The sequence below is a fragment of the Lampropedia cohaerens genome, assembly GCF_001005215.1.
Lineage (GTDB): Bacteria > Pseudomonadota > Gammaproteobacteria > Burkholderiales > Burkholderiaceae_C > Lampropedia > Lampropedia cohaerens.
In genome coordinates, this window is record NZ_LBNQ01000033.1 from 48,821 (window position 1) to 72,556 (window position 23,736).

The following is a 23,736-nucleotide window of genomic DNA, read 5'->3' on the forward strand; positions in this document are numbered from 1 at the left end:
AGAGGCATCCATGAGCACCATCACGATCTACCACAACCCAGCCTGCGGCACATCGCGCAACGTGCTGGGCCTGATCCGCAACAGCGGCGAGGAACCGACCATCATCGAGTACCTGAAGACGCCGCCCGGCCGCGACACGCTCCAGGCGCTGATCGCGGCGATGGGCGTGCCGGTGCGGGACATACTGCGCGAGAAAGGTACGCCCTATGCCGAACTCGACCTGGGCAACCCGAAGTGGAGCGACGACGACCTGATCGGTTTCATGCTCCAGCATCCCATTCTCATCAACCGGCCGATCGTGGTCACGCCGCTGGGTGTGCGCCTGTGCCGGCCATCGGAAGCCGTGCTCGACCTTCTGCCGCAACCGCAGCGCGGCGCGTTCAACAAGGAAGACGGCGAGCCGCTGGTTGATGAGAAAGGCCGTCGTGTCTGAAGCCCGCCTCGACCTGCCAAACATCGACGCGGCGCTGTTCCAGCAACCAGACGCCGAACACCTGTTCGCGCCGGCACGGACCACCCACGCGCCGCGCTTCCTGCTGCTCTACGGCTCGCTGCGCGAACGCTCGTTCAGCCGCCTCGCAGCCGAAGAAGCCGCCCGCATCCTGCGGGCGCTGGGCGGTGAAACCCGATTGTTCAATCCGTCCGGCCTGCCGCTGGTGGACGATGCACCCGCTGATCACCCCAAGGTCAAGGAACTGCACGAACTGGTGCAATGGGCCGAAGGCATGGTGTGGAGTTCGCCGGAGCGCCACGGCGCGATGACCGGCCTGATGAAGACGCAGATCGACTGGATTCCGCTGTCGGTCGGCGCGGTGCGCCCGACCCAGGGCAAGACGCTGGCGGTGATGCAGGTGTCGGGCGGCTCGCAGTCCTTCAACGCGGTCAACCAGATGCGCGTGCTCGGCCGCTGGATGCGGATGCTGACCATCCCGAACCAGTCCTCGGTCGCCAAGGCATACCAGGAGTTCGACGAGGTCGGGCGCATGAAGCCCTCGGCCTATTACGACCGCATCGTGGACGTGATGGAAGAACTGATGAAGTTCACGCTGCTCACGCGCGACGCGGTCCCGTATCTGGTGGATCGGTACAGCGAGCGCAAAGAGGGCGCTGAATCACTGTCCAAGCGTGTACGGCAAGGTGCAATTTGACGCTGCGAGGCACTGAAAAAAGCCGACGACCTCTCGGTCGTCGGCATTGTGTGAAGTTCAGGCGGCGACCAATTGCCGGGCCAGTGCGACCTCGACGGAATCACCATCCTGGTTCAGAACATCGAGCCCGGATTCAGGCACGTCGCCCGAGGTGGACTGCGAGACCATGATCTTCTTGGCCATCAGCTCCAGGCAGGTCATCTGCGAAGAACCGGCATAGCCAAGGTAGATCACGCGCACGGGCTGCTTTTGCCCGATGCGCCAGGAGCGGCGTGCCGCCTGCTGGAGCGAGTACACGTTGTAGCCCGACTGCATGAACACGATCGTCGGGAACTCCAACAGGTCCAGCCCCGTCTTGACCAGCTCGGGGTTAGTGATGAGCACGTCGATGCCACGGTCCAGTTGCTCGGCGATCCAGTCTTCGCGGCGGCTGGCGTCCACGCTCGCGCGCAGCACCGCCACTTTGAAGCCCTCCTGCTCCAGCAGCACCTTCAGGCGCGACGTGGTGTCGCGCGTGCCGGTATAGACCGTGTAGGCCAGGACCTTGCGACCCTGTGCCTTCTCCTCTTTGCAGATGTCGATCAGCTCGCGCTCTTTCGGTGTCACCTCGAACTCGTTGAACTGAGCCGGGACGAACGCCAAGGTGTTGCGCGTGCGCGGATGCACCACGGTCTCCGACCGGAAGCAGCAATCCGGCCAGGCCAGCAGCACGTTGAGAACCACGCCCAGCAAGGTCGTATCGCGTCGCGCCAGAGCCTGTTTCAGCTCGGCGGTCAGCCGACCCGCCAGATCGCGGTAGGCCGCGGCTTGTGCCGTGTCCATCGCGACTTCACGGAACTCCTCGTCATAAGGCGGCAGGACGTTGCCGCCGATGTCTTTGAGCTTGAGGAAGATCGTGAACGGCAGGATGCAGCGCAAGACGCCCTTGGGGCCGAAGCCCGGGGCCTTGACCGTGCGCACCGATACCTTGGTGCCCTTGGCCGTCTTGTGCGCCGTGCCGGTGCTCTCGGAGTAGATGTCCTTCAAGACCCCGTGATCGCGCATGAACGCCATCGCAGCCGAGGTCATGCTGCCGCTCGTGGTCGGGCGGTAGCCGTCTTCGATCATCCGCCCAGGCAGGGCTCGGAACAGCAGATAGAACAGGTCGTCCCCATAGCCGCCCATCAGCGTGCCAGTCAGCAGCAAGGTCTTGCGAGCCTTCGCCGCCAGCACGCCCATGGCCTGGCCTTGGGCACTGCCGCCGTTCTTGTACTCATGGGCCTCGTCGGCGATCAGCAGGTCGAACGTGCCTTGCGGCAGGTACCTCTTGATGAACTCGGACGGTTGGTAGCCGCCCTCGCCGAAGCCGAACTCCATGTTGGCCATCGCACGTTCCATGCGCGTGGCCTGACGGTCAGAAAACACCAGCTCGCCGTTGCCGTCCATCAAGTTGATGAACTCGTGGATGTTGTCGCCGAGCATCGATGCCAGGAACCCGTCCCCGAACTTCTGCATCAGCTTCTGCGCGGTGACCTCTCCGATGGTCGGTATGCGCTTTAAGGCTTTGAGCACGGCCGAGGATTGATCGCTGCCGGACAGGCTGCGCGGGCGGATCAGCGTCCACAGGGGCGCGGCGCAATGGCTGCACTTCCTGCGGTACTCATCGGCTTGGAGAGCGACCGGGTTGACCGGCTCGCCGTCGAGGTCGGTGATGACCGTGCCGCAGTCCGGGCAAGCCGCCACGTCGCCGTGGCGGGTGCGTCGCGTGGTGAAGACAGGCTTCCAGTGGAAACCCATCCGCATCCTGACGCGCCCCAGGACGAAGAACTCCTGGCCCGTGGGCTGCACACCCAACTGCTCACGCAGCTTGATGAGTTTGACGAGCGTATCCGGCCCATTGAGCACCCATACCTTGGCGCCGGCCACCGTCTCCTGGATCTCCCGCCGCCACTTGTAAACCAGGTGCGGTGGCGACAGCACCAGAGTGCGGCGGTAGCCTTCGGCGTTGAGCACGGCGGCCGCGGCGATGCCGACGGTCGTCTTACCGCAGCCCATCTCGCCATTGACGATCGCGGCGCGTTCGCCACGGTCGATCAGCAGCTCGGCGGCGGCGTGGACGACTTCGGCCTGTGCTGGGAACAGCTTGCGCTTGAGGCTGGCGACGACGAGTTGCCGGTGCGCCTGCGGTTGGCCGGTATAGACCGGCGGGTTGGCGCTGTTGAGGGCGTCGAGCAGTTCGTCGCCGAACTCGCCGACGAAATCCTGAAGGCTCAGGGTCAGAGGGTTGGATTCCGCGTCCAGCAGTTCGCCCTGCACGGGCGTGGCTTCAGCGGCAGTGGTTTCGAGATCGAGGGACATGGTGATGCTCCAAAGAAAAATGGGGCATGCACCACCCCCAGCGGGGCAATGGCATGCCCCGTGGTGGGAGGAGAATCGGCGCGTGGCCGAAGGTGGTTGAAGATGCTGGCCTGGGTGGCCCGCGGGTGAACCGTGCTCAGTCCTCGGACGGCAGCACGATGGCGGTGATGCTGCGCCCCGTATCGGTGATGATGCGAATGGCGAGTCCCGGGTGGATCACGTAGTGCGATTCCAGCGGCGCGCCTGATTGAAGCGCAGAGCTGTTGGCCTCCCATTGCTGGGCGGTGACGTCGCCCCAGTCGCCGCGGGCGTGCCGTCTGAAGTACGGAATCGGGTCCAGGCGACCCGCGTTGAACAGGCGGTTGATACCTCTGCTGAAGATGAGCGCCCCGATGGGGAACGCCAGCCGCTGGCAGTAGGTTTCGATGCGATGCGATGCCATGGGCTCCTCCTTGATGAGTCATTGAGCCACGACACCCCTGCCGGAGTGAAGTGGCTCCGTCAGGTGGATGAGGATGACGATGTGGGGCCTCAGATCAGGTCCCGCTCTTCGGGAAGCTGGACCACCGTGGTCTGGTGGTCCTCGCTGGTCTTGACGATCAGCGCCAGGTCCGGCGTGATCCTGAACTGCGAGATCATTAGGTTGTCCTGTTGGATCGCCACGTCGTTGGCTTGGCGTGTGGCCTCATCGATCTCGCCCCAGTCCCCGCGCACATGGCGCTGGACATAGGCCAAGGGGTCGATCAGGCCTCGCCGGGCCAGCCAATGCACCTTCTCGCTCAACTTCAACGTACTCGGTGCGAACAACGGTTGCTTGTGCGGCGCAGGCCGCTTGAACGGATTGGGGATCATGGTGTTTCTCCTTCGAGTTGGTACAGCAGGACGGCAGCGCGTCCGGTGGATCAGCGAATGGTCAACACCTCGCCCCGTGTCGCGGAGCCAGGTGTCATGTCCCACGCGCGGATGACGGGAACGAACTTGTCGGTGAGGATGCGGGTCTCGGCGATGGAGCCGTCTTCGCGTTCGGTGAACTCCCGCTGGAGCGTCTTGTCCTTGTGGGTGTCACCTTTGACGACGAGCACGCGCCCGGTCTTGGAGCGCACAACCCCCGAGATCGCACCCGCGGCCAGAGCCAGGGCGAGATGCCAGCGGGACAAGGCCCGCGCCGGTGGACGCAGCGATTGCTGCGCAGCCCCCAGGTGCGTGTCCTGCGATGGCCACAAGCCTTGCAGCCTGCCAACCTCATCGGCGAACTGCTCGGGCTCCATCGTCACGCGGAAGAAATGCTCTGGCTCGGCCGGGCTGGCGGGGACGATGTACGGCAGGAACGGCCACTCGCTCGGCAGTTCCTCGGCTTCGACTTCGCCTTGCCCTACCTGCAACAGCAGATTGCGCACGGCCTTGACGCCATCGGGCACCTGCTCGCGCTGGCGCACCCGGCGTCCGAAGATCACCACCTGCTTGAACTGCGTCTCCACCGCTCGGTAGATGCGCAGGTCCGTGTAGTGGCGCGTCAGCCAGCCGACCAACTCCGCGTCGAGCACGTAGCCGGGGACGATGAAAACCAGCACGCCGCCGTATTGCAGCAGCGAGAGCGTGCGCTGGTAGAACAGCTTTTCAAGGCGGGCACGGCCCTGGCCCTGATAGCCGATGTTGCCGTTGACGTCCTTGGACAGGTCCCCATACGGCGGGTTGAGCCAGAGCAGCCCGAAGGACTGCTTGGAGACCATCGTGTCCATCAGGTCCGCGTGCAGGCAGTGATCGACCAGGCCGCGGGCATGGCGCGCCCGCTCCGCGTCGAACTCGACGGCGAACGCCTTTGCCTGCTCGCGCCCGAGGGCATGGGCGGCTTCGGCGATCGCCACGCCTTCGCCGGCGCAGGGATCGAGGATGCACATCGGCCCGTCGCTGGGCATCAGTGCGTTGAGCGCTCTTTCGAGCGTGGGTTCGTCGGTCGGGAAATATCCGTTCTTGACGAAATTGCGGGCGAGCCGCGGGAACATGAGGGCCATGGAAGTCTCCTGGTTGGCGGGGATGAAACACGGAAGTACGCCAAGGCGTGCCTCCGAGGGTGGGTCAAGCCGCTACCGCTTCCGGCGTCCAAATCTTGGCCGGATACGGATAGGCGGTGAGCGCGTCGCTGCGGATCAGGGAGCCGAGCGCCAGGGTCAGCGCCGGCACGTCGATGGCGAGCCGATGGCCTTCCAGCGGCCCGAGGGCGAACGGAAGGCGGGCCAGCATCTCGCGGGTTTGCAGCAGTTCCAGCACGGTCTCGCGCCAGTGATCGAGCAGCGGCAACGGGCAGGTGTCCCGCACCAGCATCCACAGGCGGTCAAGCCTGTGGGCGCTGTCGCGTGGCAGCAGTGCCAATGCGCTGGCGTTGGCCTTGTCGGGCTTGACGCAGCGCCGGTCGAACAGCCACACGTTGGACAGCGAGCCGAACAGCGTCCGCCGGTACGCGCGCGTGATGCGCTTTTCCAGGCGATCGACGTTGCCGATGAATACCGGGACGCTGCCGCCCTGGTCGGTGATGACGTGGAACTGGTCCAGTCCCTGCTCGTCGCGCCCGAGGGTCAGGCGAGCGAGGAACTGCTGGACGGCGGTGTCCCGCGCCCAGATGGACAGGAAGATCAGGTTGCCCTGGTCATCGCCGACGCAGGCGTCGGCCATCACGTCCGGGCATTCGTCGATGCGGTACAGCGTGGAAGAAGTGTTTGCGGGCATGGTGGTGTCCTCGGATGAACGGGAACAGCACCGCCCGCTGGGGCAAGTACTGCCCCAGGGGGTGGAAGAAAACCGCTCAGTCCGGCTCGAACTGCCGGGTGTGCGGGTTGAAGTGAAGCGGCTCGTCCGCCGAAGTGATCGGCGTGAAGCCTTCCAGGTAGATGTTGTTGAGGTACTGGTCGCGGTAGGTCAGTGCCTGCCGTGCCTGGTCCTCGGTGAGGCCGTTGTCGATGAAGTACGCCAGCATTTCCTCGTCGGAGGACACTTCGTCGTTGGACAAACTCCCTTCAACGAGTGCCAGCAACGAGGGCGGAAGCGTTGCCAGGATCGGGTCCATGTCGGTTCCTCCTGGCTCAGGCCATCGACGCCGCGGCGGATGCCGCGGATGCCGTGGGTGTGCGCCGCCGGGCGTGGTAGGCGCGAACGCCTGCACGCCAGTCGGCGGACTGCTCCGGTGCGAGGTCCAGATAGGACAGCGGGCACGTGTAGTAGTACGGGTGCATGGACTCGTCCAAGGACTTGTAGCCCCACTGGCCGCCGCTTCGTTCAAGCAGATCGCAGCGGATGTAGCGCAGGGACTGGCCCGGTGCGAGATCACGATGCACGCCTTCGACCTTGGCGGTCACTTCGGCGACGGACCACAGCACGTTGCCGCGCAGGGTGTGAGCGATGACCTTGACGCTGGCGCGCTCGGTCTCTTGCGGTGCGATCAGTTCCGCGATCAGTTCGGACCGCGATTGGTTTGAGAAACACCAGCCCATGAGAGGCCTCCTCGAAAAGTTGAGCTGAAGGCCTCCCCGTGGGGAAGAACCCCCAGCGGGTGATGGAATGCCGCATCTGCGGCGAAGGAACCTATGCGTCGCCCTCAATCCCAGTCGTCATCGTCTCGATCACAACCGGCCGGGCAGTAGCCGAACTCGATCCCGTGCGAGCAATAGCCATGCTCCGCATTCCAGTCCTGGGTTTCCTGCCGTTCGGCAGGTGTTGCGTAGTCCCATTCCTGGGCCGCGATTTCGAGAGCCTGAGCACGTTGCTCATCCGGCAAACGATTGGCCTGTGCGTCGATCGCCGAACTGAAGAGCGTCACGTAGTGGTCGTAGGACAAGCCGCAACCGCGCTGGGCGTGTGCGGCGGCCGCTTTGCAAAGGTCCCGCCACGCGGGTTCATCCAGCGTTGAACGCGGGGTATCGCAAGCGATGGTGGACATGATGGAGACCTCCAGAAAATGGCCAGGGCCTCCCCCGCATGGGAAAGGAACCCCGGCGGGTGGATGAAGAACACCGCGCATGCGGCGTCTGCGATCACGCAGGTTTTGGTTCGGCCTGGCGGCTCCACTCCTGCGTCTTGAAGTCCAGCGCGTAGCCCAGCTCGCCCAGGCGGGCGATCTGCGCGCGCAGGGTGCGGCGGTCGATGGTCGAATCCAGTTTCACGGACTCGCCCAGCGGCCACAGCAGGCCGAAGAGCGCGGCGTCACCGTCTTCGGTGCTGCCGGGGGCAGCGGCCGTAGCAGGCGGTGGCGCATCCACGCCGAAGGGCGTGGTATCGACCAGCGGGTCCGCGGACGCCTGCACGGGTGCGGGCTTGGCGGGCCTGGACGCTTTGGTGGGCTTGGCCGGCGTTGCCGCAGGCTGCGCCCCTTGCTCTTCATCGAGCGGATCGACGTCCTGGGTGGCGAAGCTGCGGGCTTCGTCGCGGCTGAGTTTGTCGATGCCGTTGAGCGTCATGCCGTCGAGGCTGGCACGGATCTCGAACCGCATGCCGCCGCCGACCGGATAGGACTTCGGGAAGATGTACCTGATGATGAATTCCCCGTCGTACTTGCCTTCGGGGTACTGCTCCAGCTCCGGGTCTTTGACCTCGAAAGTACCGAGGTGCGTCGCGAGGCGGCCAACCGTGAACGGGCCGTTCTTGCCGCGGATGGTACGCAGCGTGAGCTGGCCGGGGACGACGATGGGCGCAACAGATTTCTCGGAAGCCGATGGGGTTGCCATGATGGTTCTCCTGATGATGAATGACGGGCCGCCGACGGCACCCGGTGGATGAGAGGAAATGGCCTCGCCCGAGGTGGGCGAGGTCCGCGTGGCATCACGCCTTGAGCTGGCGCATGCCTTCGGCCAGCAGCCACAACGCCCGGTTCAGGCGCAGGTTCTGGTCGATGCCTTGCACCGGACGGGTGCGCTGATTGCGGCCGTTGGCCGTGCGTCCGTTCAGGCCCTCTTTGACTAGGTTCTCCTGGACGCGGTTGAAGACGGCCCACAGGTCGTTCTTGCGGTCGTCCCATCGCCGAGGGGCCAGCAGTTGGCTCTCGGTGACAGGCGTGGACTTGGCCGGATCGTCGTACTTGAGTGCGAGCGCAGAGTTCGCAAAGACCTCCGCTTCGCCCTCATCGAGGGTGATGGTGCGCATCGCATCGCGCGCGTTCTGCACGCGCTCGAAACCTTCGAGGACTCCGTAGGCACCTTCGATCACCTGGCTGGCCACGTCGCCCTTGTGGGGAACGCGGATGTCTGCGGTGGTGTCACCGCAAACCAGGCCGTTGTGGCAGACGAACCGGAACATGCCGGCGAGCATCTGATAGCTGCTCGTGCCGTCATGGCTGTTGAGCAGGATGATCTCGTTCGCCTCGTCGCCGTTGATCTGGCTTGCATGGCGAAGTCGGATGAGGTGCTTCGTGTACTCGCGCCGGTCTTCGTTGCGCACGCGCGTCTGACACACCATGAAGGGCTCGAAGCCCTCCTGGCGCAGCTTGGTCAGCACGGTCGAGGTCGGTATGTAGGCATACCGATCGGACCGGCTCCCATGTGGAGCGTCGGCGAAGATCGACGGAACGACGGCACGAATGCGGTCGTCCGAGAGTGGGCGATCAGAGCGCAGGATCGGGGATTGCGGAGCAAAGCGGGATACCAGAGACATGGCTGATCTCCTTTGAGAAATTCGACAACCGCGTGGCCGTGAGACCACGCGGAACTCGGGGGATGAAATGCGCAAGCACGCGTCCTGGGGACGCGGCGTACGTGGGGAGGAAAAGCGACAAGGCCCCGTGAGAGGCCGTGCCGGATCAGAACGAAGCAGCCAATGCCGGCTCCTGCTCCTGGACTTGCGCCTCGGGCTCGCGCTCGGCGGGCTCGGTGGCCGTGTCGATGGCATCGTCGGCTTCGGACGCGGATGCGTCTTCGGCCGGCGGCGCCTCGGCTTGCGCCTGGCTCGTCGGATAGACCTGGGTGCCGTCGATCTTGATGAGACCGATGTGGACCAGCGTCGATTCCAGGCTGGCGGCCGGTTCCCCGGCGTGCTCACCCTTGGTGCGGATGTACGGATCGATCTTCATGTCGTTCAGACGGAAGGCGATCAGCACCTTGCGGTCACCCTCGACGGCCTGAACGCACCGGCGAACCAGGTGCTCGGCTTCCGGGGTGGCGACGATGGTGTCGAAGTACCGATACTCCGGTTCATCGACAGGCCCGGCCAGTGCCGCGACGGTGCAAGAGAGGAACGAGTCGCCAGCTTTTGGGGTGACGTCCTTCACACGATTGAGATAGCCGATGCCGCGGGTGATCAACTCGTGCTGCTCGATCGAAGCCAGTTCGGCCCGGTCGATCAGTTCGGCCTTGAGCAGTCGCGCCTTGAGGGACGCGGCGGCCTGACCCTTCTGCTCACCCTTGTCGCGGATGTACACATCGCCCCACAGGTCACCGAGGCGAAAGCGCACCAGCGGGCGCTGCTTGGGATCGTCAACGCCGATGTAGCGCTGAACGAGCTTCTTGGCCTCGGCACCCGAGACCTTGACGTCGAAGTAGCGGTAGCTGGGGTCCCGGGCGGGGCCGACCAGCGCGGCGATGGTGCATGCCAGGAAAGGCTGCGCACGGCGGCCGCCCCGGACGGGCACTTCACGGACACGCTGGATGTAGCCGATGCCCGAGGTGTGGAGGTCGAAATACGATTTCTCGTTGGACGTGGTGTTCATGGTGAATCTCCATTGGGATGAAGCGGAGACACACCGGCCCACGCATGCGGGGAAGGTGCGTGACCCCGCGGTGGGTTGATAAGGCGAAAGCATCCGCCACCAGAGGCTGGTGGCCGCTCGCGGAAGGATGCGGTGCGAGCTGGCTCGGTCACGCAGTGGGAACTGCGCCGCAACCTCGAAGACCGATGGTTGCCTGGCATGTCGCTGACGACGTCAGCAGGCATGGGGCCAGCATGGCGGGGCCTCGCGCGCGCGGCAGCAATCAATCGGCACCCGGGCGCTTCCCTTTGTCCGCGCCACCCGGCGCCTGTCACAGGCACTTGGCGCCGCGCAGGTGCTCGGGGGTATCGGCGCGCGGACGGCCGGGACGGCTCCAGGCGCCGCCACCGCGCGCGCCGATCAGCCGCCAGCCGGCGGCGCGCAGGCTGGCGCCACCTTCGTCGGGCATGGTGTAGGTGAGCAGGCGTATGTAGCCCAGCGCCCTTGCCGCCTGCCAGGCCGCGCCGTAGAGCTTGCTGCAGGCGCTGGGTGTGCCGTCGGTGCACAGCCGCGTGACTTCCAGCGTCCAGGTGCCGCGCGACCGGGCGGCCGACAATGGCCACGCCGTGGATCAGGTCGCTGTCGCTCAGCGTGACGGCCAGGGCGAACTTCGCGCCCTGGACCGGGCGGTGGTGGCGATGGTGCGACAGAACGAATGCATTGGCCGTGCGCAGCGACACCGGTAGGAGGTGCAGCCTCGGCGAGGTCGATGGCGTGTTCATGCGGTTGTCTCCGGTGGCATGCCGGCGTTGTGGCCGGCGGGGCGTGCCTCGGCGGCTGGAGACAAACGCGCACGCGCGGCGATGGCGGCGGTGCGAACAAAAGAAGGCCCCCGATGCGGGGGCTGCGAGGCGGTTGCCGCGTCAGGCGGGAGGCACCACTGCTAAGGACAGGTGCGTGGCGGTGGCGGAAAGCACGAGATCGTCCGCCGAGTGCTGGAGGCGCGTGAACAGGCCGTCCTTCGGGTCGAAATACTCCGCGAAGTCATCGCCGCCCAGCTCGCGGCCGGCGAGGTGCCACCAGTCATCGAACGGGTCGGTGTCCGGGTTGCATCCGACGGCGTAGGCGAGCAGTGCCTGGCGCCCATCCGGGCGACGCTCCCCACGCTCGGCGAGGAAGTACACGCCCTGATCCTTGACCAGGACAATGCGGCACTGATTGGGGACGTCTCAGAAAACGGAAAAAATCGTACGCTAAGCCGGTTGCAGCGGTCGTAGCGGCCTGAACTTGCCCGCGCCGATCTTGGCGCTGCTGCGCCAGAGGTAATCGCCGGTCAGGTTGATGTGCTCCCAGCCCAGCGGCGACAGGTACTGCAACAGGGCGTCATCGACAGTCTGGCCGTGACCGCGTAAGGCGTTTGAGGCCCGTTCCAGATAGACCGTGTTCCACAACACTATGGCCGCCGTCACCAGGTTGAGGCCGCTGGCCCGGTAGCGCTGCTGCTCGAAACTGCGGTCGCGGATTTCGCCCAGCCGGTTGAAGAACACGGCGCGGGCTAGCGCGTTGCGGGCTTCGCCCTTGTTCAGTCCGGCATGCACGCGGCGGCGCAGCTCGACGCTTTGCAGCCAATCCAGGATGAACAGCGTTCGCTCGATGCGGCCCAGCTCGCGCAGCGCCACGGCCAGGCCGTTCTGGCGCGGGTAGCTGCCGAGTTTCCTGAGCATCAGCGAGGCCGTCACCGTGCCCTGCTTGATCGAGGTGGCCAGCCGCACCTTGGCGTTGATCGCCTTGCCGGACGCCTGGAACTGCTGCTGATGCTTGTGCTTGGCAGCGTTGAACAGCTTGCCCAGGATGCGGTCGTGCAGGTCGATGATTTCGTCGGTGACGGTGGCCATGCCCTCGATGGCGAGCGCACCAGGGTCGCGTAGCGGCGCTGTGCCTCGAACTTGGCCAGATCGGCGGGCGTCATCTGGCCGCCTTCGCGGGCGATCTTGAGCAGGCGGTTCTGGTGCACCGACCGCTCGATGCCGGAAGGCAGGTCGAGCGCCTGCCAGGCTTTGAGGCGCTCGATGTGTTCGAGTATGTGGCGCGAGTTCGGCTTGACGGGCGACTGGCGCAGCCAGGCCAGCCAGGTCGTCTTGCCGTTGTCGTGGCGCTTGAGCAGATCGTCGAGGCGGTGCCGGTGGGTGGCCGACAGGGGATCGGACAAGGCCGCGTAGATGCGGCGGTTGGCGCGGCTGTAGGCGTTCATCGAACACCTCCCTTTTCCTCATCCGGCGCAACAGGACAGTTGCTTCACGTCCTTGTTGAAGGTCTGCGCCGCGAGCTTCAGTCCCTCGACCATGGTCAGGTAGGGGAACAACTGGTCGGCCAGCTCCTGCACGGTCATCCGGTGGCGGATCGCCAGCGCGGCCGTCTGGATCAGTTCGCCCGCTTCCGGCGCGACCGCCTGTACGCCGATCAGCCGCCCTGAGCCAGCTTCCGCCACCAGCTTGATGAAGCCGCGCGTGTCGAAGTTGGCGAGCGCCCTCGGCACGTTGTCGAGCGTCAGCAGCCGGCTGTCGGTCTCGATGCCGTCGTGGTGCGCTTCCGCCTCGCTGTAGCCCACGGTCGCCACCTGCGGATCGGTGAACACCACCGCCGGCATCGCCGTCAGGTCCAGCGCCGCGTCGCCGCCGGTCATGTTGATCGCGGCGCGCGTGCCGGCCGCCGCCGCCACATAGACGAACTGCGGCTGGTCGGTGCAGTCGCCGGCAGCAAAGATGTGCGGTGCGCTCGTGCGCATGGCGCGGTCGATGACGATGGCTCCCTGCGCATTGACTTCGACGCCTGCCGCTTCAAGGTTCAGGCTGCGCGTGTTCGGCGCGCGACCGGTGGCGACCAGCAGCTTGTCGGCGCGCACTTCCCCCTGCCCGGTGGTGAGCACGAATTCCCCGCCCGCATAGGCAACGTGGCTCGCCTGGGTGTGGTCCAGCACCTCGATGCCCTCGGCGCGGAAGGCGTCTGTTACGGCTTCCCCGATGGCCGGGTCTTCTCGGAAGAACAGCGTGCTGCGCGCCAGGATCGTGACCTGGCTGCCCAGCCGGGCGAAGGCTTGCGCCAACTCGACCGCCACCACGGAGGAACCAATCACGGCCAGCCGCTCGGGGAGCGAGCTGCTTTCCAGCGCCTCGGTGGAGGTCCAGTGGGGTGTGTCCGCAAGGCCCGGGATTGGCGGAAGCGCCGGGCTCGCGCCGGTGGCAATCAGGCAGCGGTCGAAGTTCACCTCGTGCGTGCCGCCGTCAGCGGTCGCCACGGTCAGCGTGCGCGTGTCCCTGAACCGGGCCTCGCCGCGCAGCACGGTGATGGCCGGAGTGCTTGCCAGGATGCCTTCGTACTTGGCATGGCGCAGCTCCTCGACGCGGCCTTGTTGCTGGGCCAGCAGCCGCTCGCGCAGTACAGCGGGCGCTGCGGCCGGCAGGCCAGCATCGAACGGGCTTTCGCGGCGCAGGTGGACGATGTGCGCGGCGCGGATCATGATCTTGGACGGCACGCAGCCGACATTGACGCAGGTGCCGCCGATGGTGCCGCGCTCGATCAGCGTGACGCGGGCGCCTTGCTCCACGGCCTTCAAGGCAGCTGCCATCGCCGCGCCGCCGCTGCCTATCACAGCCACGTGCAGCGCTTGTTCACCGCCAACATGCTTCGTTTCGCCACCGAGCCAGCCCAGCGCCTTGTCTAGCAGGCCGGCAGGCTTGTTCGGCGTGTCGGTAAGCCGTGCGCGATAGCCGAGCGTGGCCACTGCGGCAACCAGCGGGGCCACGCTCACGCCTGCATCCGCCTCGATTTCGGCCTGCCGCTGCGGATAGGACACCGAGGCCGCGCGCACGCCGGGCACGTTCGTCAAAGCCTGCTGGACGTGCTCGGCGCACGACGTGCAGGTCATGCCTTCGATGTGGAGGGTGATCGCCTCGGCCATGATTACGCCCTCACTGCTTGACGCTGGACGGGTAACCCGCGTTTGCGGTGGCCTTGGTCAAGGCGTCGGCATTGGTCTTGGCCTCGTCGAAGGTGACGACGGCCTCCCGCTTCTCGAAGCTGACTTCGGCCTTCTCGACGCCGGCGACCTTGGACAGAGCCGTCTTGACCGTGATCGGGCACGCGGCGCAGGTCATGCCGGGCACCGACAGGGTGACGGTCTTGGTGGCAGCCCAGGCGGGCGCGCTTAGAGCGGCGGCCAGGGCGATGAGGGTGGTGAGGGTGGTGAGTTTCTTCATGGTGATCTCCTTTCAGTAGAACAGCGGCAGGACGTAGGGAAACGCGAGGGCAACCAGAACCAGGGCGGCCACGATCCAGAAGATCACCTTGTAGGCAGTCCGCACTTGGGGCACGGCGCAAACGTCGCCGGGCTTGCAGGCATGGGCTGGTCGGAAGATGCTGCGCCAGGCGAAGAACAGCGCGATGAGCGCTGCGCCGATGAAGATCGGCCGATACGGCTCCAGCACGGTCAGGTTGCCGATCCACGCGCCAGAGAAGCCGAGCGCGACCAGGACAAGGGGGCCGAGGCAGCAGGCCGAGGCGAGGACGGCCGCGACGCCGCCGGTCGCCAGTGCGCCGCAGCCGTTCTTGGGTTCCGACATAAGGTTCTCCTTCCGGGACTTCGCTTGATGCTGTAACGTTACTTCCGTAGTCAACTACGGAGTCAAGCGCCATGGAGAACGCTCAAGAGAATCTGACCATCGGGGCCTTCGCCAAGGCAGCCCGGGTCAACGTGGAGACGATCCGCTTCTATCAGCTCAAGGGCTTGCTACCCCAGCCGGAGCGGCCCTACGGTCGCATCCGCCGCTACGGGCAGGCGGACGTGGCGCGGGTGAAGTTCGTGAAGTCAGCCCAGCGCCTGGGATTCAGCCTGGATGAAGTCGGCCAGCTCCTGAAACTGGAGGACGGCACCCATTGCAGCGAGGCGGCCGAACTGGCTGCTCACCGGCTGGCCGATGTGCGCGCACGCATGGCGGACCTCACGCGGATGGAAGAGGCCCTGTCGACGCTAGTGAGAGAGTGCAACGCGCACCATGGCAATGTTTCCTGCCCGTTGATCGCAGCTTTGCATTGCTGCTAAAGGGCCCACTTCGGCTCTTAGCGTACGATTTTTTTCCGTTTTCTGAGACGACCCCTGATTGGCGATGGCTTCGGTCAGCACGGGGCGCAGGTCAGCGCCTTTGAATCGCAGTGACATGGATGAAATCTCCTGTGTGGAAGAATGAGAAAGGCCTCCATCCGATGGGATGAAGGGCCTGTAGTGCACGCGGCCGGAACGGCTGGAACGCCGTGGCGGATGCCTCGGGTCAGCCGCAGGACCGCCCGGTTTCGCTGCGGGGCGTCATGCCGGGACGGCCTGGCGCTTGCGGGCCGCTTTCGCGTCGAGGATGCTCACGTCGATCTGGCGCCAGCGCCCGTCGTCGATGAGCCTCTCCAGCACTTCGCCGAGCATGTCGAAATACACCTCGTCGTGCCGATCGACCAGTTCGACCGATTCACCGTTCTGACGGTGCAGTTCCACCACGTAGGTGTCTCCGCCGCGGTCGTAGAGGATCGTCACCCGGCCCTCGAACTTCGCGGTCGAGACCGTGAAGCTGATCGCCGGCGGGGTCTCGATGATCTTGGAGGGCGTGGGATCGACCCAGGTGAAGTCGCGGGCACCGGCATCCACCAGCATGTGGGTGATGCGCCGGAAGCGATCGGGGGCCGGCATCTCCTCCAACTGCTCGATGAGCTGGCCCAACTCCATGCACTGCGGCGTGGGAATGGGCAGCTTGGCCGGCGCCGAGCCGAGGATGTGCCTCGTGATGGTGTACGGCGTGCCGTCCGAAGTCTCCTCGGTGATGACCTCCGGCGTGTCCGCGCGCAGTCCGTCGAAGCGACGACGGGCATAGGGTTGGACATGCACCTTGGCGCCTTCGGCAGGAACCGTGGTCACCAGGCTGGGATCGAGCACCGCGAACTCGGAAGGCTTGAGCTTGACGACGATGGCATCGTCGGTCGCGGCGACCACCTTGCCGTCGAAGGGTTGGGGGTCGATGGCGAAGCCCAGCGTTGAGGACAGCGGCTGATCATCGAACACGCGGTACTTGAACGACCGCACGTTGCGGGGCACATGGCCTGCGACCAGCGAAGGCATCATGGATTTGATGAGGGAACGATCCATGGGGAAACTCCTTGAGGAAAAACAAGGGATTCCCCGCCCGCAAGGGAGAGGTCCCTTGTGGGTGGCGTGGATGGACGCGGTAGGTCCGTAGGAAGAAACGACCAGCACGGTTTCCCGCGCTTGCAGCCTCGAAGGTCTCGACTGCCTGGGCATGTGCCGGCAACGCCGACGAACATGGGGCAAGCATGGCCCTGGGGCGGTCTGCCTGCCCGCAGGAAACGGCACCGCACCACAACCGTTTTCCTGTGCTGCGGGCAAGAAAAAGCCCCTCGAAAGGGGCTGGAGGAATCAGGCTTGGTACACGAAGTAGTGCTCGCGCTGACGCGGAAAGAACACGTGTTTCCACGTGTCGCCGCTTGTGTTGCCACCGTCGAAGACGACCATTTCGTAGTCGTCCACGTCGGTGTCCACCAGGTCGGCGCTGGCGATATGGCGCATGTGCAGCGTGCCGCTCATGCGCTCGAATACCAGGATCTGGCCGATGGCATCTTCCTGGCTCATGGCGTTGACGCAGGCTCCGAGTTGGTGCTCGAAGTCGGATGCGGGTGTGATGAGGTCGGGGAACATGGGATCGCTCCTGTGAAAGTGCGCCGGCCCGGCTCTCTGGCGGGAGACCGGGCCGGCATGCGGTGAGGACAAGGAAGGCCGGGGATGTGTGTGGCAGCTATTCGCCGGCCAGCGATAGGCCCGGCAACACGGGTGCGTCGGCATCGAGGATGAGGATGCGCACGTCGGCCTGGCCGGCCAGTTCAAGGATCTGTGCCAGCTCGTCCGGCATGCCCTTGCTGCGGTGCTCCTGCCGAAGCTGCTCGGCGGCGATCCCCTCGACGTCCTGCAGGTGCTGGTCCGTCCAGGGCGTGGAGATCAGCTTGACGCCGATCGCCGGGCTGTAGGGAATCCGGAACGCGATGAACAAAAAGGCCTCCGGCGTCGCGAGGTCAGCCAGGTTGGCCAGGTACTGGCCGGTTTCGCGGCTGATGTGCGCGCTGCTGATTTCCCAGCACCGGCTGTAGTAGCCGGTCTCGAAGCTCAACCGCTGCACGACTTCCCGTGCGGCCTCGGCCGAATAGGTGTCGCCAATGTGGACGGGGCGGCCGTCGAAGTCGTCGCCGTGGATCGCGTACACCACGGCACCCACCATGCCTTCGCCGCTGCCCCCTTCAGCCGCGTCGCATTCGGCGATCAGTGCGGCGCCGACAGGTTCGGTGCCAGTCCTGACCACCGCGAAGTCGCTGGTGATGATGCAAGGAGAAGAAACCAGCGCCGCGTCGCAGAGGTGCTGCTGGCTCGGGTGGATGTTTCGCCAAACATGCGGGCTTCCGTCCTCGTAGCTGATGGACAGCGTGCGGACGATTTTCAGATTCCAGTAGCCGCGTAGAAAGGGATTGGGATTCTGGGACATGGGATTTCTCCAACAGAATAATGATGGAGCAAATCCCCGCCACCGGGAATTGACCCCGGTGGGTGGAAAGAAAGGAAACAGCGTCAGGTGACGCTGATCGTTGGCGTTTGGGCCAATCGCTCGGCGACGCGCCGGCGCAAATTCATGCGGAATGGCTCGTCGCTGACGCCCGCCAGCAGATTGATGGTCTCCAGCGCGATCAGGGCCGAAGCCTCTTCGATGTCGGCGGCCACAATGGTCTTGCGCAATTGGTCGCCGAGCTGGAGGGCCTGGGAGGAGGAGCTGATGAAGCGGACCTCGCGGCTCAGGTAGCAGCCGTTGCCGCCGAACTCGAACAGCCGCGGCTTGCTGCAGTACCAGCAGCCCTCGAACTGGATGGCGGTCAGGTGGTGCCCGTCATCGAACCGGGTGGCGATCAGAAACAATGCGTCGAGATCGGCGGTGTCCTCGAACGAATGACGGTCGATCAAGTTCCCCAGCTCTTCGTCCTCATCGGCACGGAAGTGCACGGCGAGCAGTTCGAGCAGCGGCGGGATCGACAGCCCTTCGTCGTCCGGCATCGGAATACCGAGTTGCGTGGCCAGGTCTTCCAGGCCATCGAGCACGTCCGGCCATTGCGGATTGGTGGTCTCGGCGATCTGGGCGATGTAGGCCTGCCCGTTGCCGGGGTGGCTCTCGTCCAGCGCGAAGGCGCCGAACAGCGCCTGGATGACGGGCGTCACACGGTCGAGCACGAGAACGCCGGTGGCTTCGTAGTAGTTGTTGGCCATGAAGGCTCCTTTCGATGAATGAACGGAGCCAGCCCTTGCGGACGATGGCATCCGCAGGGGAAACCGCCTGATGCCGGATGGCGCTGGGCGGGGAGAAAACGCGAGGGACATGGCCTCGAACGAGGCGCATGTCCCTCATGGGGTCCCGTGAACGCAGTGATGAAGGTGTGCCAGGGACCGGCTCACCAACCGCTGTAGTTCAGCAGCAGGTCGGCGATCACCTGGCGACGTTGCAGATCGAGACCATCGAAGTCCGACAGTCCTTGGAAGTGGCAGCGCTTGAGCATGGCACCGCCCTCGCGCGCGTTGTAGAAGCTGAACATGGCGGACAGGAACATGCGTTCCCCGCTGCTCAGGACGCCGAGTGCGTCGTTGGCACGCAGCATGTCGGGACGCAGATCCCACTTGCTCTTTGCCTGGTTCAGGCCTTCGCGCGTGCCGTCGCCAAACCATTGCGGGCCTGCGATCTCGACGCCGCGCTTCCAGACCTCGAAGAAGGCTTGGGGCGCGGCGGCGAAATGCTGCTCTTCCCGCATGATCTGATCGACGACTTCCTGGGGCAAAAGCTGGTTCATGACGTGGTTCCTCCAGTTGGATCAGGGTGTGGCGAGCTGGGACCAGCCGCCTCTTTCGAGGGCACGTTGAGCCGCGGCATAGCTGCGGAAGTACTGGCAGGATTCCCGCGAAACGGGACCTTCTGTATCGCGCGTGCCGATGTAGTGGCCGGCGGCGCTATGCAGGATTTCGAGCGGCAGGAACTTGCCGCAATGGATCAAGGCCAACTGGCCGAAAGAGGCTTGCTGGGACATGGACGGGCTCCTTGGAAAAAGCGGGGCCTCGTCCCTCACGGGATGGCAGCTCCCGCACGCGGTTGAGAAAAAAGCATCGGCGTCACGGGTGACGCGCGTCCGCAGACTCGATGCGATGGCGGACTGGCGGGTAGCGCGGAAAGAATCCGCGGCAGCCTGGAAACTCTGGCTGCTGGCATGGTGCTGACGAATCAGCGACACATGCGGGCAGCTTCATGCGCGAGGCGAGCCGCGTCAGCCGGAAATCGGCATTTGCAACAGCCCCGATTGGCGAACGCGGAAAAAAGAAAGCCCCGCAATAAGTGCGGGGCTGTCAGGAGGATGAGGCGAAACTGGGTCAGCGAGGCCTGTCGCCCAGTACATGCTGCTTCCACAGGGCGAATGCCTCGTCCGGTCCCAGCTCTGCGAGGATGACGATGGGCTGGCCCCGACGGGCACGCAGCGATGCGAAATACGCTGGCCGGTCGGCGATGGCGTTGAGCTTGATGCCCTTTAGGAACAGCAACTGGCGGGGGCGAACTTTGGTGGTAACGCAGGCATGATTGCGCTTGTTTGGGGCAAAAGGGCCAGCGAAGCGGGCGGACACGGCCAGAAAACCGCGACGAACTACTTGTACTTGCCAGGCGAGGCGAACGGGTGACATCAGCATATCGCTATGCGGTAAAGAAGACCGTCCTAAAGCTTGCAGGATCCCGGCATAGCTTCATCATCACCTCTCCGTGACGGCTCATTGGAACGAAAAAGGCCAGCATCGCCGTGATGGACTTTCATAATTGCCAGGTCAACTGGCTTGCGTGCTGTTTATTCACAGCAAGGCATTGCGACGTCGTTGCAGCAATCGCCGCCATCGCAACAGGGCGTTGCAGCAAAAGCGGCGGTGGGCGCTAGCATGAGGGCCAAGCCGCGGCCGCTCATGCTGGGGGCCGTTCTCTTCAGATTGGTGTCCTGCACCGTGTGCATTGCGAATTTCCGGATCGTCCCAATGTCACTGGGACTCCTTTGTGGCGGCCGGGTTCTCCACGCTCATGAACGACTGGGCCACCAGCGCGATCGCCCCGCCCACGATGGCCATGTCAGCGATGTTGAAGGCGGGCCAGTGCCAGCCGTGCAGGTGAAAGTCGATGTAGTCGATAACGTGCCCGCGCGTGGCGCGGTCGAACGCGTTGCCCAATGCGCCGCCCAGAATGAGGCTGTACGAAAGGCCTTCCGTTTTGCGCAGCGGCCGGGAGAGCAGCCATGCGAGCCATGCCGATATTGCGAACGCGATCGCCAGAAAAAACCACCGCTGCCAGCCGCCCGCGCCAGCAAGGAAGCTGAACGCCGCGCCGGGATTGAGAGCGTGAACTAGGTTGAAGAATGACGCCACCTCGTGCGACCAACCCAAGGGAGTTGTCGCGTCAATGTAGCTCTTAGCTGCCTGATCGCCGGCGAATATAACGATCGCGAGTGAGTACCACTGCGTCTTGCGAAGAGATGGTTCATCCATTGTTCATGCCGCCTTGAACTTCAGGAGGCGCAGCCCATTGACGACAACCAAAAGACTTGCCCCCATGTCAGCGAACACAGCCATCCACATGGTGGCATGCCCTGTGAACGTCAACGCAAGGAACACCGCCTTGATGCCAAGGGCCAGAACGATGTTCTGCGTGAGGATCGCCGCAGTGCTACGCGACAGCCGGATGAAGGCGGGGATCTTGCGCAGGTCGTCGTCCATCAGGGCGACGTCGGCTGTTTCGATCGCGGTGTCGGTGCCGGCCGCGCCCATGGCGAAGCCGATGTCGGCACGGGCGAGCGCGGGCGAATCGTTGATGCCGTCGCCCACCATGCCCACCTGGCCCTCGCCGCCGACCAGGCTTTCGATGGTCTTGAGCTTGTCTTCGGGCAGTTGGTCACCACGGGCTTCAGAGATTCCGACCTGGGCAGCGATGGCCGCGGCCGTGTGCTGGTTGTCCCCCGTCAGCATCAGCGTGCGCACACCCAGCGCCTGCAGGTCGGCCACCGCCTCACGGCTGGTTTCCTTCACGGTGTCGGCCACTGCAAAAATGCCGAGCACGGTCGCATCGTCCATCAGCAGGATCGCTGTCTTGCCTTGGCGCTCCAGGGTCTCCAGCCGAGCCTGGAGCGTCGCTTCGCTCAGGCCCAGCTCCTGGGCGAGCCTGTGGTTGCCCATGTGCAACATGCGCCCGGCGACGCGGCCGCGCACGCCGCGGCCAGGCAGCGCCGCGAAGTCGTCGACCTCGTGCAGCGCGATGCCGTCACGGTTCGCCTTGCGGGCGATGGCCTGAGACACAGGATGGTCCGAGCGTGCCGCGAGGCTTGCGGCCCAGGCGGCAACTTCCTGCGCCTCGCCGATCAGCGGCACGAAGTCGGTCTGCTCGGGCTTGCCATGTGTGAGTGTGCCGGTCTTGTCCAGGGCCAACGCCTTGAGCTTGCGCCCGCCCTCCAGGTAGACGCCACCCTTGATCAGGATGCCGCGTCGGGCGGCAGCGGCCAAGCCGCTGACGATGGTGACCGGCGTGGAGATGACCAGAGCGCAGGGGCAGGCGATCACCAGCAGTACCAGGGCCTTGTAGACCCAGTCAAACCATGCGCCGCCGAAGGCGAGCGGCGGCACGACGGCAACCAGCACGGACACCGCGAACACCGCCGGCGTGTAGACGCGGGCGAACTGGTCGACGAAGCGCTGCGTGGGCGCACGGCTGCCCTGCGCGGACTCCACGGCATGGATGATGCGCGCGAGCGTCGAGTCGCTGGCGCCTGCGGTCACCTTGTATTCGAAAGAGCCGGTCTCATTGATGGTTCCGGCGAAGACCTGGTCACCTTCGGCCTTCTCGACGGGCAGGCTCTCGCCGGTGATGGGCGCCTGGTTGATGGCCGATCGACCCGAGGTGATCAGGCCGTCCAGTGCGATGCGCTCGCCAGGACGCACGCGGACCACCGCGCCCTTTGCGACCTCCTTGGCCGGCAGCTCTGTCCATGAGCCATCGGCCTGCCGCACGGTCGCGGTCTCGGGCGCCAAGTCCATCAGCCCCCGAATGGCGTTGCGGGCGCGGTCCAGCGACTTCGCCTCGATCACTTCCGCCAACGCGAACAGGAACATGACCATGGCGGCCTCCGGCCAGTGGCCGATCGCCATGCCGCCGGTGACCGCGATGGCCATCAGGGCGTTCATGTTCAGGTTGAGGTTCTTCAGCGCGATCCAGCCCTTCTTGTAGGTGCTGAGGCCGCCGGTGAAGATCGAAACCAGTGCCAGCACGATCACGGCCCAATGATTGCCGTCGTTGACCCAGTACACGCCTTCGGCGGCCACCGCCGCAACGCCCGAAACCGCCATCGGCCACCAATTGGTCTTGTGCGCGGCCACCGGGGCATCGCGCGGCTCATCAGTCCTCTGGACCTCGGCTTCCATGCCCAGCGATTCGATGGCTTCGACTGCCGGCTTGATCGCGTCGGGTGTGTGCCGAACCGTGAGCGTGCGCTGCATCAGGTTGAAATCCATTCCCTGCACGCCCGGCATGCCTTGCAGCTTGCCGCGGATCAGACTTTCCTCGGTCGGACAGTCCATCTTCGCGATGCGAAGTACCGTGGTGGCTGTCTGCATGTCCTGCCGCGCAGCCTGCATTCCAATGGAAGCAAGCGCCTTCTCGATCGGCGCTGAGGTCGCCAGCGTGTGCTGGACTCCCAGCACACGCTGCATCAGATTGAAGTCGAGCGCGGTCACACCCGGCAGCTTGCCCAGCCGGTCGCGGATCAGCGCTTCTTCCGTCGGGCAATCCATGTTCTCGATCCGGTACGTCACCCGCTCGCCGATCGGCGGCGCGGAAACGGCAGCGGTTGGTTGCTGCTGCAGGGCCGAGGATGGGATCACAGCCGCGGCTTCGATCGGCCCCGTGTGGCCGAAGGTCTGCTCCTTGGCGCGCATGCCGATCGAGGCCAGGACCTGCTCCATCTGCGCGCGTGCCTGAGCGAGGTGTTTCACCGACAGGGTGCGCTCAGCGAGGTCGAAGTCGAGGTCCTGAATTCCCTCGACTGCCCCGAGGTGCGAGCGGATGAGTTTCTCCTCGCTCGGGCAGTCCATGTTCTCGATGCGGTAGGTGGTCGACACGGCGGCGTCTCGGACAGCCTGAGCCTTCATGCCCACCGAATTCAGCGCTTGCTCCAAGGCATCGGCCGAGACTTCGCGGTGCGAAATGGTCAACAAACGCTGCGGAAGATCGAACAGGAGCCGCTCGACACCGGGCATGCCCTCCAGCGTTCGCCGCACCAGTGCTTCCTCATTGCGGCAATCCATGTTGCTCACGTGGAAAACGGTGGTTTCAGTGCTGGCCTGCTCACTGGCGCACGCCGTCTGTTGGCCATTGCCGCCGGAGCAGGCGCATGGGCTGGAAGGTTCTTTGTTCATAGATCGCTCTTCATTGA

The 23,736-nt window shown here is 65.0% G+C and carries 27 protein-coding genes and 3 pseudogenes; 3 read left to right on the forward strand and 27 right to left on the reverse strand.

From position 1 onward, the window contains the following. The first annotated feature begins 10 nt into the window (after positions 1 to 10). Together arsC and arsH are read left to right on the forward strand one after the other, a co-directional pair. Entirely contained in the window at positions 11 to 433 is a 423-nt protein-coding gene (gene arsC / locus AAV94_RS10635; RefSeq protein WP_006217715.1) for an arsenate reductase (glutaredoxin), read from the forward strand. Further along, positions 426 to 1,148 (forward strand): arsenical resistance protein ArsH, encoded by a 723-nt coding sequence (arsH, locus tag AAV94_RS10640; protein ID WP_003120015.1) that lies wholly within the window; start codon positions 426 to 428, stop codon positions 1,146 to 1,148. The genes arsC and arsH overlap by 8 nt, the downstream gene beginning before the upstream one ends. Positions 1,149 to 1,205: 57 nt before the next feature. On the opposite strand, the gene AAV94_RS10645 is transcribed toward arsH, so the two are convergent. The 18 genes and pseudogenes from AAV94_RS10645 to merT form a co-directional block, all read right to left on the reverse strand. Further along, entirely contained in the window at positions 1,206 to 3,485 is a 2,280-nt protein-coding gene (locus AAV94_RS10645) for a helicase-related protein (RefSeq protein ID WP_006226018.1), read from the reverse strand. A 136-nt stretch (positions 3,486 to 3,621) separates the two neighbouring features. Next, the gene (locus AAV94_RS10650; RefSeq protein ID WP_046742258.1) at positions 3,622 to 3,927 is read right to left on the reverse strand and encodes a hypothetical protein; all 306 of its coding nucleotides are present in this window, start codon (positions 3,925 to 3,927) and stop codon (positions 3,622 to 3,624) included. An 89-nt stretch (positions 3,928 to 4,016) separates the two neighbouring features. Then, positions 4,017 to 4,337, reverse strand: a complete 321-nt coding sequence (locus tag AAV94_RS10655) for a hypothetical protein (RefSeq protein ID WP_003116818.1) — start codon at positions 4,335 to 4,337, stop codon at positions 4,017 to 4,019. A 50-nt stretch (positions 4,338 to 4,387) separates the two neighbouring features. Continuing rightward, positions 4,388 to 5,521 (reverse strand): DUF6094 domain-containing protein, encoded by a 1,134-nt coding sequence (locus AAV94_RS10660; protein WP_223224654.1) that lies wholly within the window; start codon positions 5,519 to 5,521, stop codon positions 4,388 to 4,390. Between the two features lie 40 nt (positions 5,522 to 5,561). Then, positions 5,562 to 6,209 carry a hypothetical protein gene (locus tag AAV94_RS10665; protein ID WP_003116820.1) on the reverse strand — a complete coding sequence of 216 codons (648 nt, stop codon included), beginning with the start codon at positions 6,207 to 6,209 and terminating at the stop codon, positions 5,562 to 5,564. A gap of 76 nt (positions 6,210 to 6,285) precedes the next feature. Then, positions 6,286 to 6,546 carry a hypothetical protein gene (locus AAV94_RS10670; protein ID WP_003090124.1) on the reverse strand — a complete coding sequence of 87 codons (261 nt, stop codon included), beginning with the start codon at positions 6,544 to 6,546 and terminating at the stop codon, positions 6,286 to 6,288. Between the two features lie 16 nt (positions 6,547 to 6,562). Then, positions 6,563 to 6,970, reverse strand: coding sequence for a hypothetical protein (locus AAV94_RS10675; protein ID WP_046742259.1), 408 nt, complete (start codon positions 6,968 to 6,970; stop codon positions 6,563 to 6,565). Between the two features lie 104 nt (positions 6,971 to 7,074). Then, positions 7,075 to 7,416, reverse strand: coding sequence for a hypothetical protein (locus AAV94_RS10680; protein ID WP_003116822.1), 342 nt, complete (start codon positions 7,414 to 7,416; stop codon positions 7,075 to 7,077). A gap of 94 nt (positions 7,417 to 7,510) precedes the next feature. Next, positions 7,511 to 8,200 (reverse strand): DUF3275 family protein, encoded by a 690-nt coding sequence (locus tag AAV94_RS10685; protein ID WP_003116823.1) that lies wholly within the window; start codon positions 8,198 to 8,200, stop codon positions 7,511 to 7,513. Between the two features lie 94 nt (positions 8,201 to 8,294). Next, positions 8,295 to 9,122: a DUF932 domain-containing protein gene (locus AAV94_RS10690; RefSeq protein WP_046742260.1), complete on the reverse strand. Its 828-nt coding sequence runs from the start codon at positions 9,120 to 9,122 to the stop codon at positions 8,295 to 8,297. A gap of 145 nt (positions 9,123 to 9,267) precedes the next feature. Then, a complete protein-coding gene (locus AAV94_RS10695) occupies positions 9,268 to 10,173 on the reverse strand; it encodes a DUF3577 domain-containing protein (RefSeq protein ID WP_003116825.1) in 906 nt (301 codons plus the stop codon). Between the two features lie 310 nt (positions 10,174 to 10,483). After that, positions 10,484 to 10,934, reverse strand: a pseudogene (locus tag AAV94_RS15215) (XF1762 family protein). Positions 10,935 to 11,075: 141 nt separating this feature from the next. Next, a pseudogene (locus AAV94_RS10705) lies at positions 11,076 to 11,372 on the reverse strand (DUF3085 domain-containing protein); the annotation flags it as partial. Positions 11,373 to 11,405: 33 nt separating this feature from the next. Then, positions 11,406 to 11,924 (reverse strand): annotated as a pseudogene (locus AAV94_RS15365) (Tn3 family transposase); the annotation flags it as partial. Then, positions 11,888 to 12,403 (reverse strand): Tn3 family transposase, encoded by a 516-nt coding sequence (locus tag AAV94_RS15370; protein ID WP_003098931.1) that lies wholly within the window; start codon positions 12,401 to 12,403, stop codon positions 11,888 to 11,890. The pseudogene AAV94_RS15365 and the gene AAV94_RS15370, both read right to left, overlap by 37 nt. An 18-nt stretch (positions 12,404 to 12,421) precedes the next feature. Then, positions 12,422 to 14,110, reverse strand: coding sequence for a mercury(II) reductase (gene merA, locus AAV94_RS10715; protein WP_003098932.1), 1,689 nt, complete (start codon positions 14,108 to 14,110; stop codon positions 12,422 to 12,424). A 10-nt stretch (positions 14,111 to 14,120) separates the two neighbouring features. Next, positions 14,121 to 14,408: a mercury resistance system periplasmic binding protein MerP gene (gene merP, locus AAV94_RS10720; protein WP_003116826.1), complete on the reverse strand. Its 288-nt coding sequence runs from the start codon at positions 14,406 to 14,408 to the stop codon at positions 14,121 to 14,123. Between the two features lie 12 nt (positions 14,409 to 14,420). Beyond that, positions 14,421 to 14,771 (reverse strand): mercuric ion transporter MerT, encoded by a 351-nt coding sequence (gene merT, locus AAV94_RS10725; RefSeq protein ID WP_003116827.1) that lies wholly within the window; start codon positions 14,769 to 14,771, stop codon positions 14,421 to 14,423. A 71-nt stretch (positions 14,772 to 14,842) separates the two neighbouring features. Between merT and merR the strand changes: the two genes are divergently transcribed. Next, positions 14,843 to 15,250 (forward strand): Hg(II)-responsive transcriptional regulator, encoded by a 408-nt coding sequence (gene merR, locus AAV94_RS10730; protein WP_003098939.1) that lies wholly within the window; start codon positions 14,843 to 14,845, stop codon positions 15,248 to 15,250. Between the two features lie 261 nt (positions 15,251 to 15,511). On the opposite strand, the gene AAV94_RS10735 is transcribed toward merR, so the two are convergent. The 9 genes from AAV94_RS10735 to AAV94_RS10775 all read right to left on the reverse strand — a co-directional run bounded on the left by AAV94_RS10735 (position 15,512) and on the right by AAV94_RS10775 (position 23,719). Beyond that, entirely contained in the window at positions 15,512 to 16,336 is an 825-nt protein-coding gene (locus AAV94_RS10735) for a hypothetical protein (RefSeq protein ID WP_003098941.1), read from the reverse strand. Positions 16,337 to 16,624: 288 nt separating this feature from the next. Next, entirely contained in the window at positions 16,625 to 16,903 is a 279-nt protein-coding gene (locus tag AAV94_RS10740; protein WP_003116828.1) for a hypothetical protein, read from the reverse strand. 97 nt (positions 16,904 to 17,000) lie between these two features. Beyond that, on the reverse strand, positions 17,001 to 17,738 hold the full coding sequence (locus AAV94_RS10745; protein WP_003116829.1) for a DUF5983 family protein: 738 nt from the start codon (positions 17,736 to 17,738) through the stop codon (positions 17,001 to 17,003). A gap of 83 nt (positions 17,739 to 17,821) precedes the next feature. Next, the gene (locus AAV94_RS10750) at positions 17,822 to 18,508 is read right to left on the reverse strand and encodes a hypothetical protein (RefSeq protein WP_003116830.1); all 687 of its coding nucleotides are present in this window, start codon (positions 18,506 to 18,508) and stop codon (positions 17,822 to 17,824) included. Positions 18,509 to 18,690: 182 nt separating this feature from the next. After that, positions 18,691 to 19,083, reverse strand: coding sequence for a hypothetical protein (locus tag AAV94_RS10755; RefSeq protein ID WP_003116832.1), 393 nt, complete (start codon positions 19,081 to 19,083; stop codon positions 18,691 to 18,693). A 21-nt stretch (positions 19,084 to 19,104) separates the two neighbouring features. After that, the gene (locus tag AAV94_RS10760) at positions 19,105 to 19,317 is read right to left on the reverse strand and encodes a hypothetical protein (protein WP_003116833.1); all 213 of its coding nucleotides are present in this window, start codon (positions 19,315 to 19,317) and stop codon (positions 19,105 to 19,107) included. Positions 19,318 to 19,654: 337 nt separating this feature from the next. After that, on the reverse strand, positions 19,655 to 19,822 hold the full coding sequence (locus AAV94_RS15220) for a hypothetical protein (protein ID WP_003098953.1): 168 nt from the start codon (positions 19,820 to 19,822) through the stop codon (positions 19,655 to 19,657). A 480-nt stretch (positions 19,823 to 20,302) separates the two neighbouring features. Continuing rightward, positions 20,303 to 20,803: a signal peptidase II gene (gene lspA / locus AAV94_RS10770; protein WP_003098955.1), complete on the reverse strand. Its 501-nt coding sequence runs from the start codon at positions 20,801 to 20,803 to the stop codon at positions 20,303 to 20,305. A gap of 3 nt (positions 20,804 to 20,806) precedes the next feature. After that, positions 20,807 to 23,719: a heavy metal translocating P-type ATPase gene (locus tag AAV94_RS10775; RefSeq protein WP_003098961.1), complete on the reverse strand. Its 2,913-nt coding sequence runs from the start codon at positions 23,717 to 23,719 to the stop codon at positions 20,807 to 20,809. Between the last annotated feature and the right edge of the window lie 17 nt (positions 23,720 to 23,736).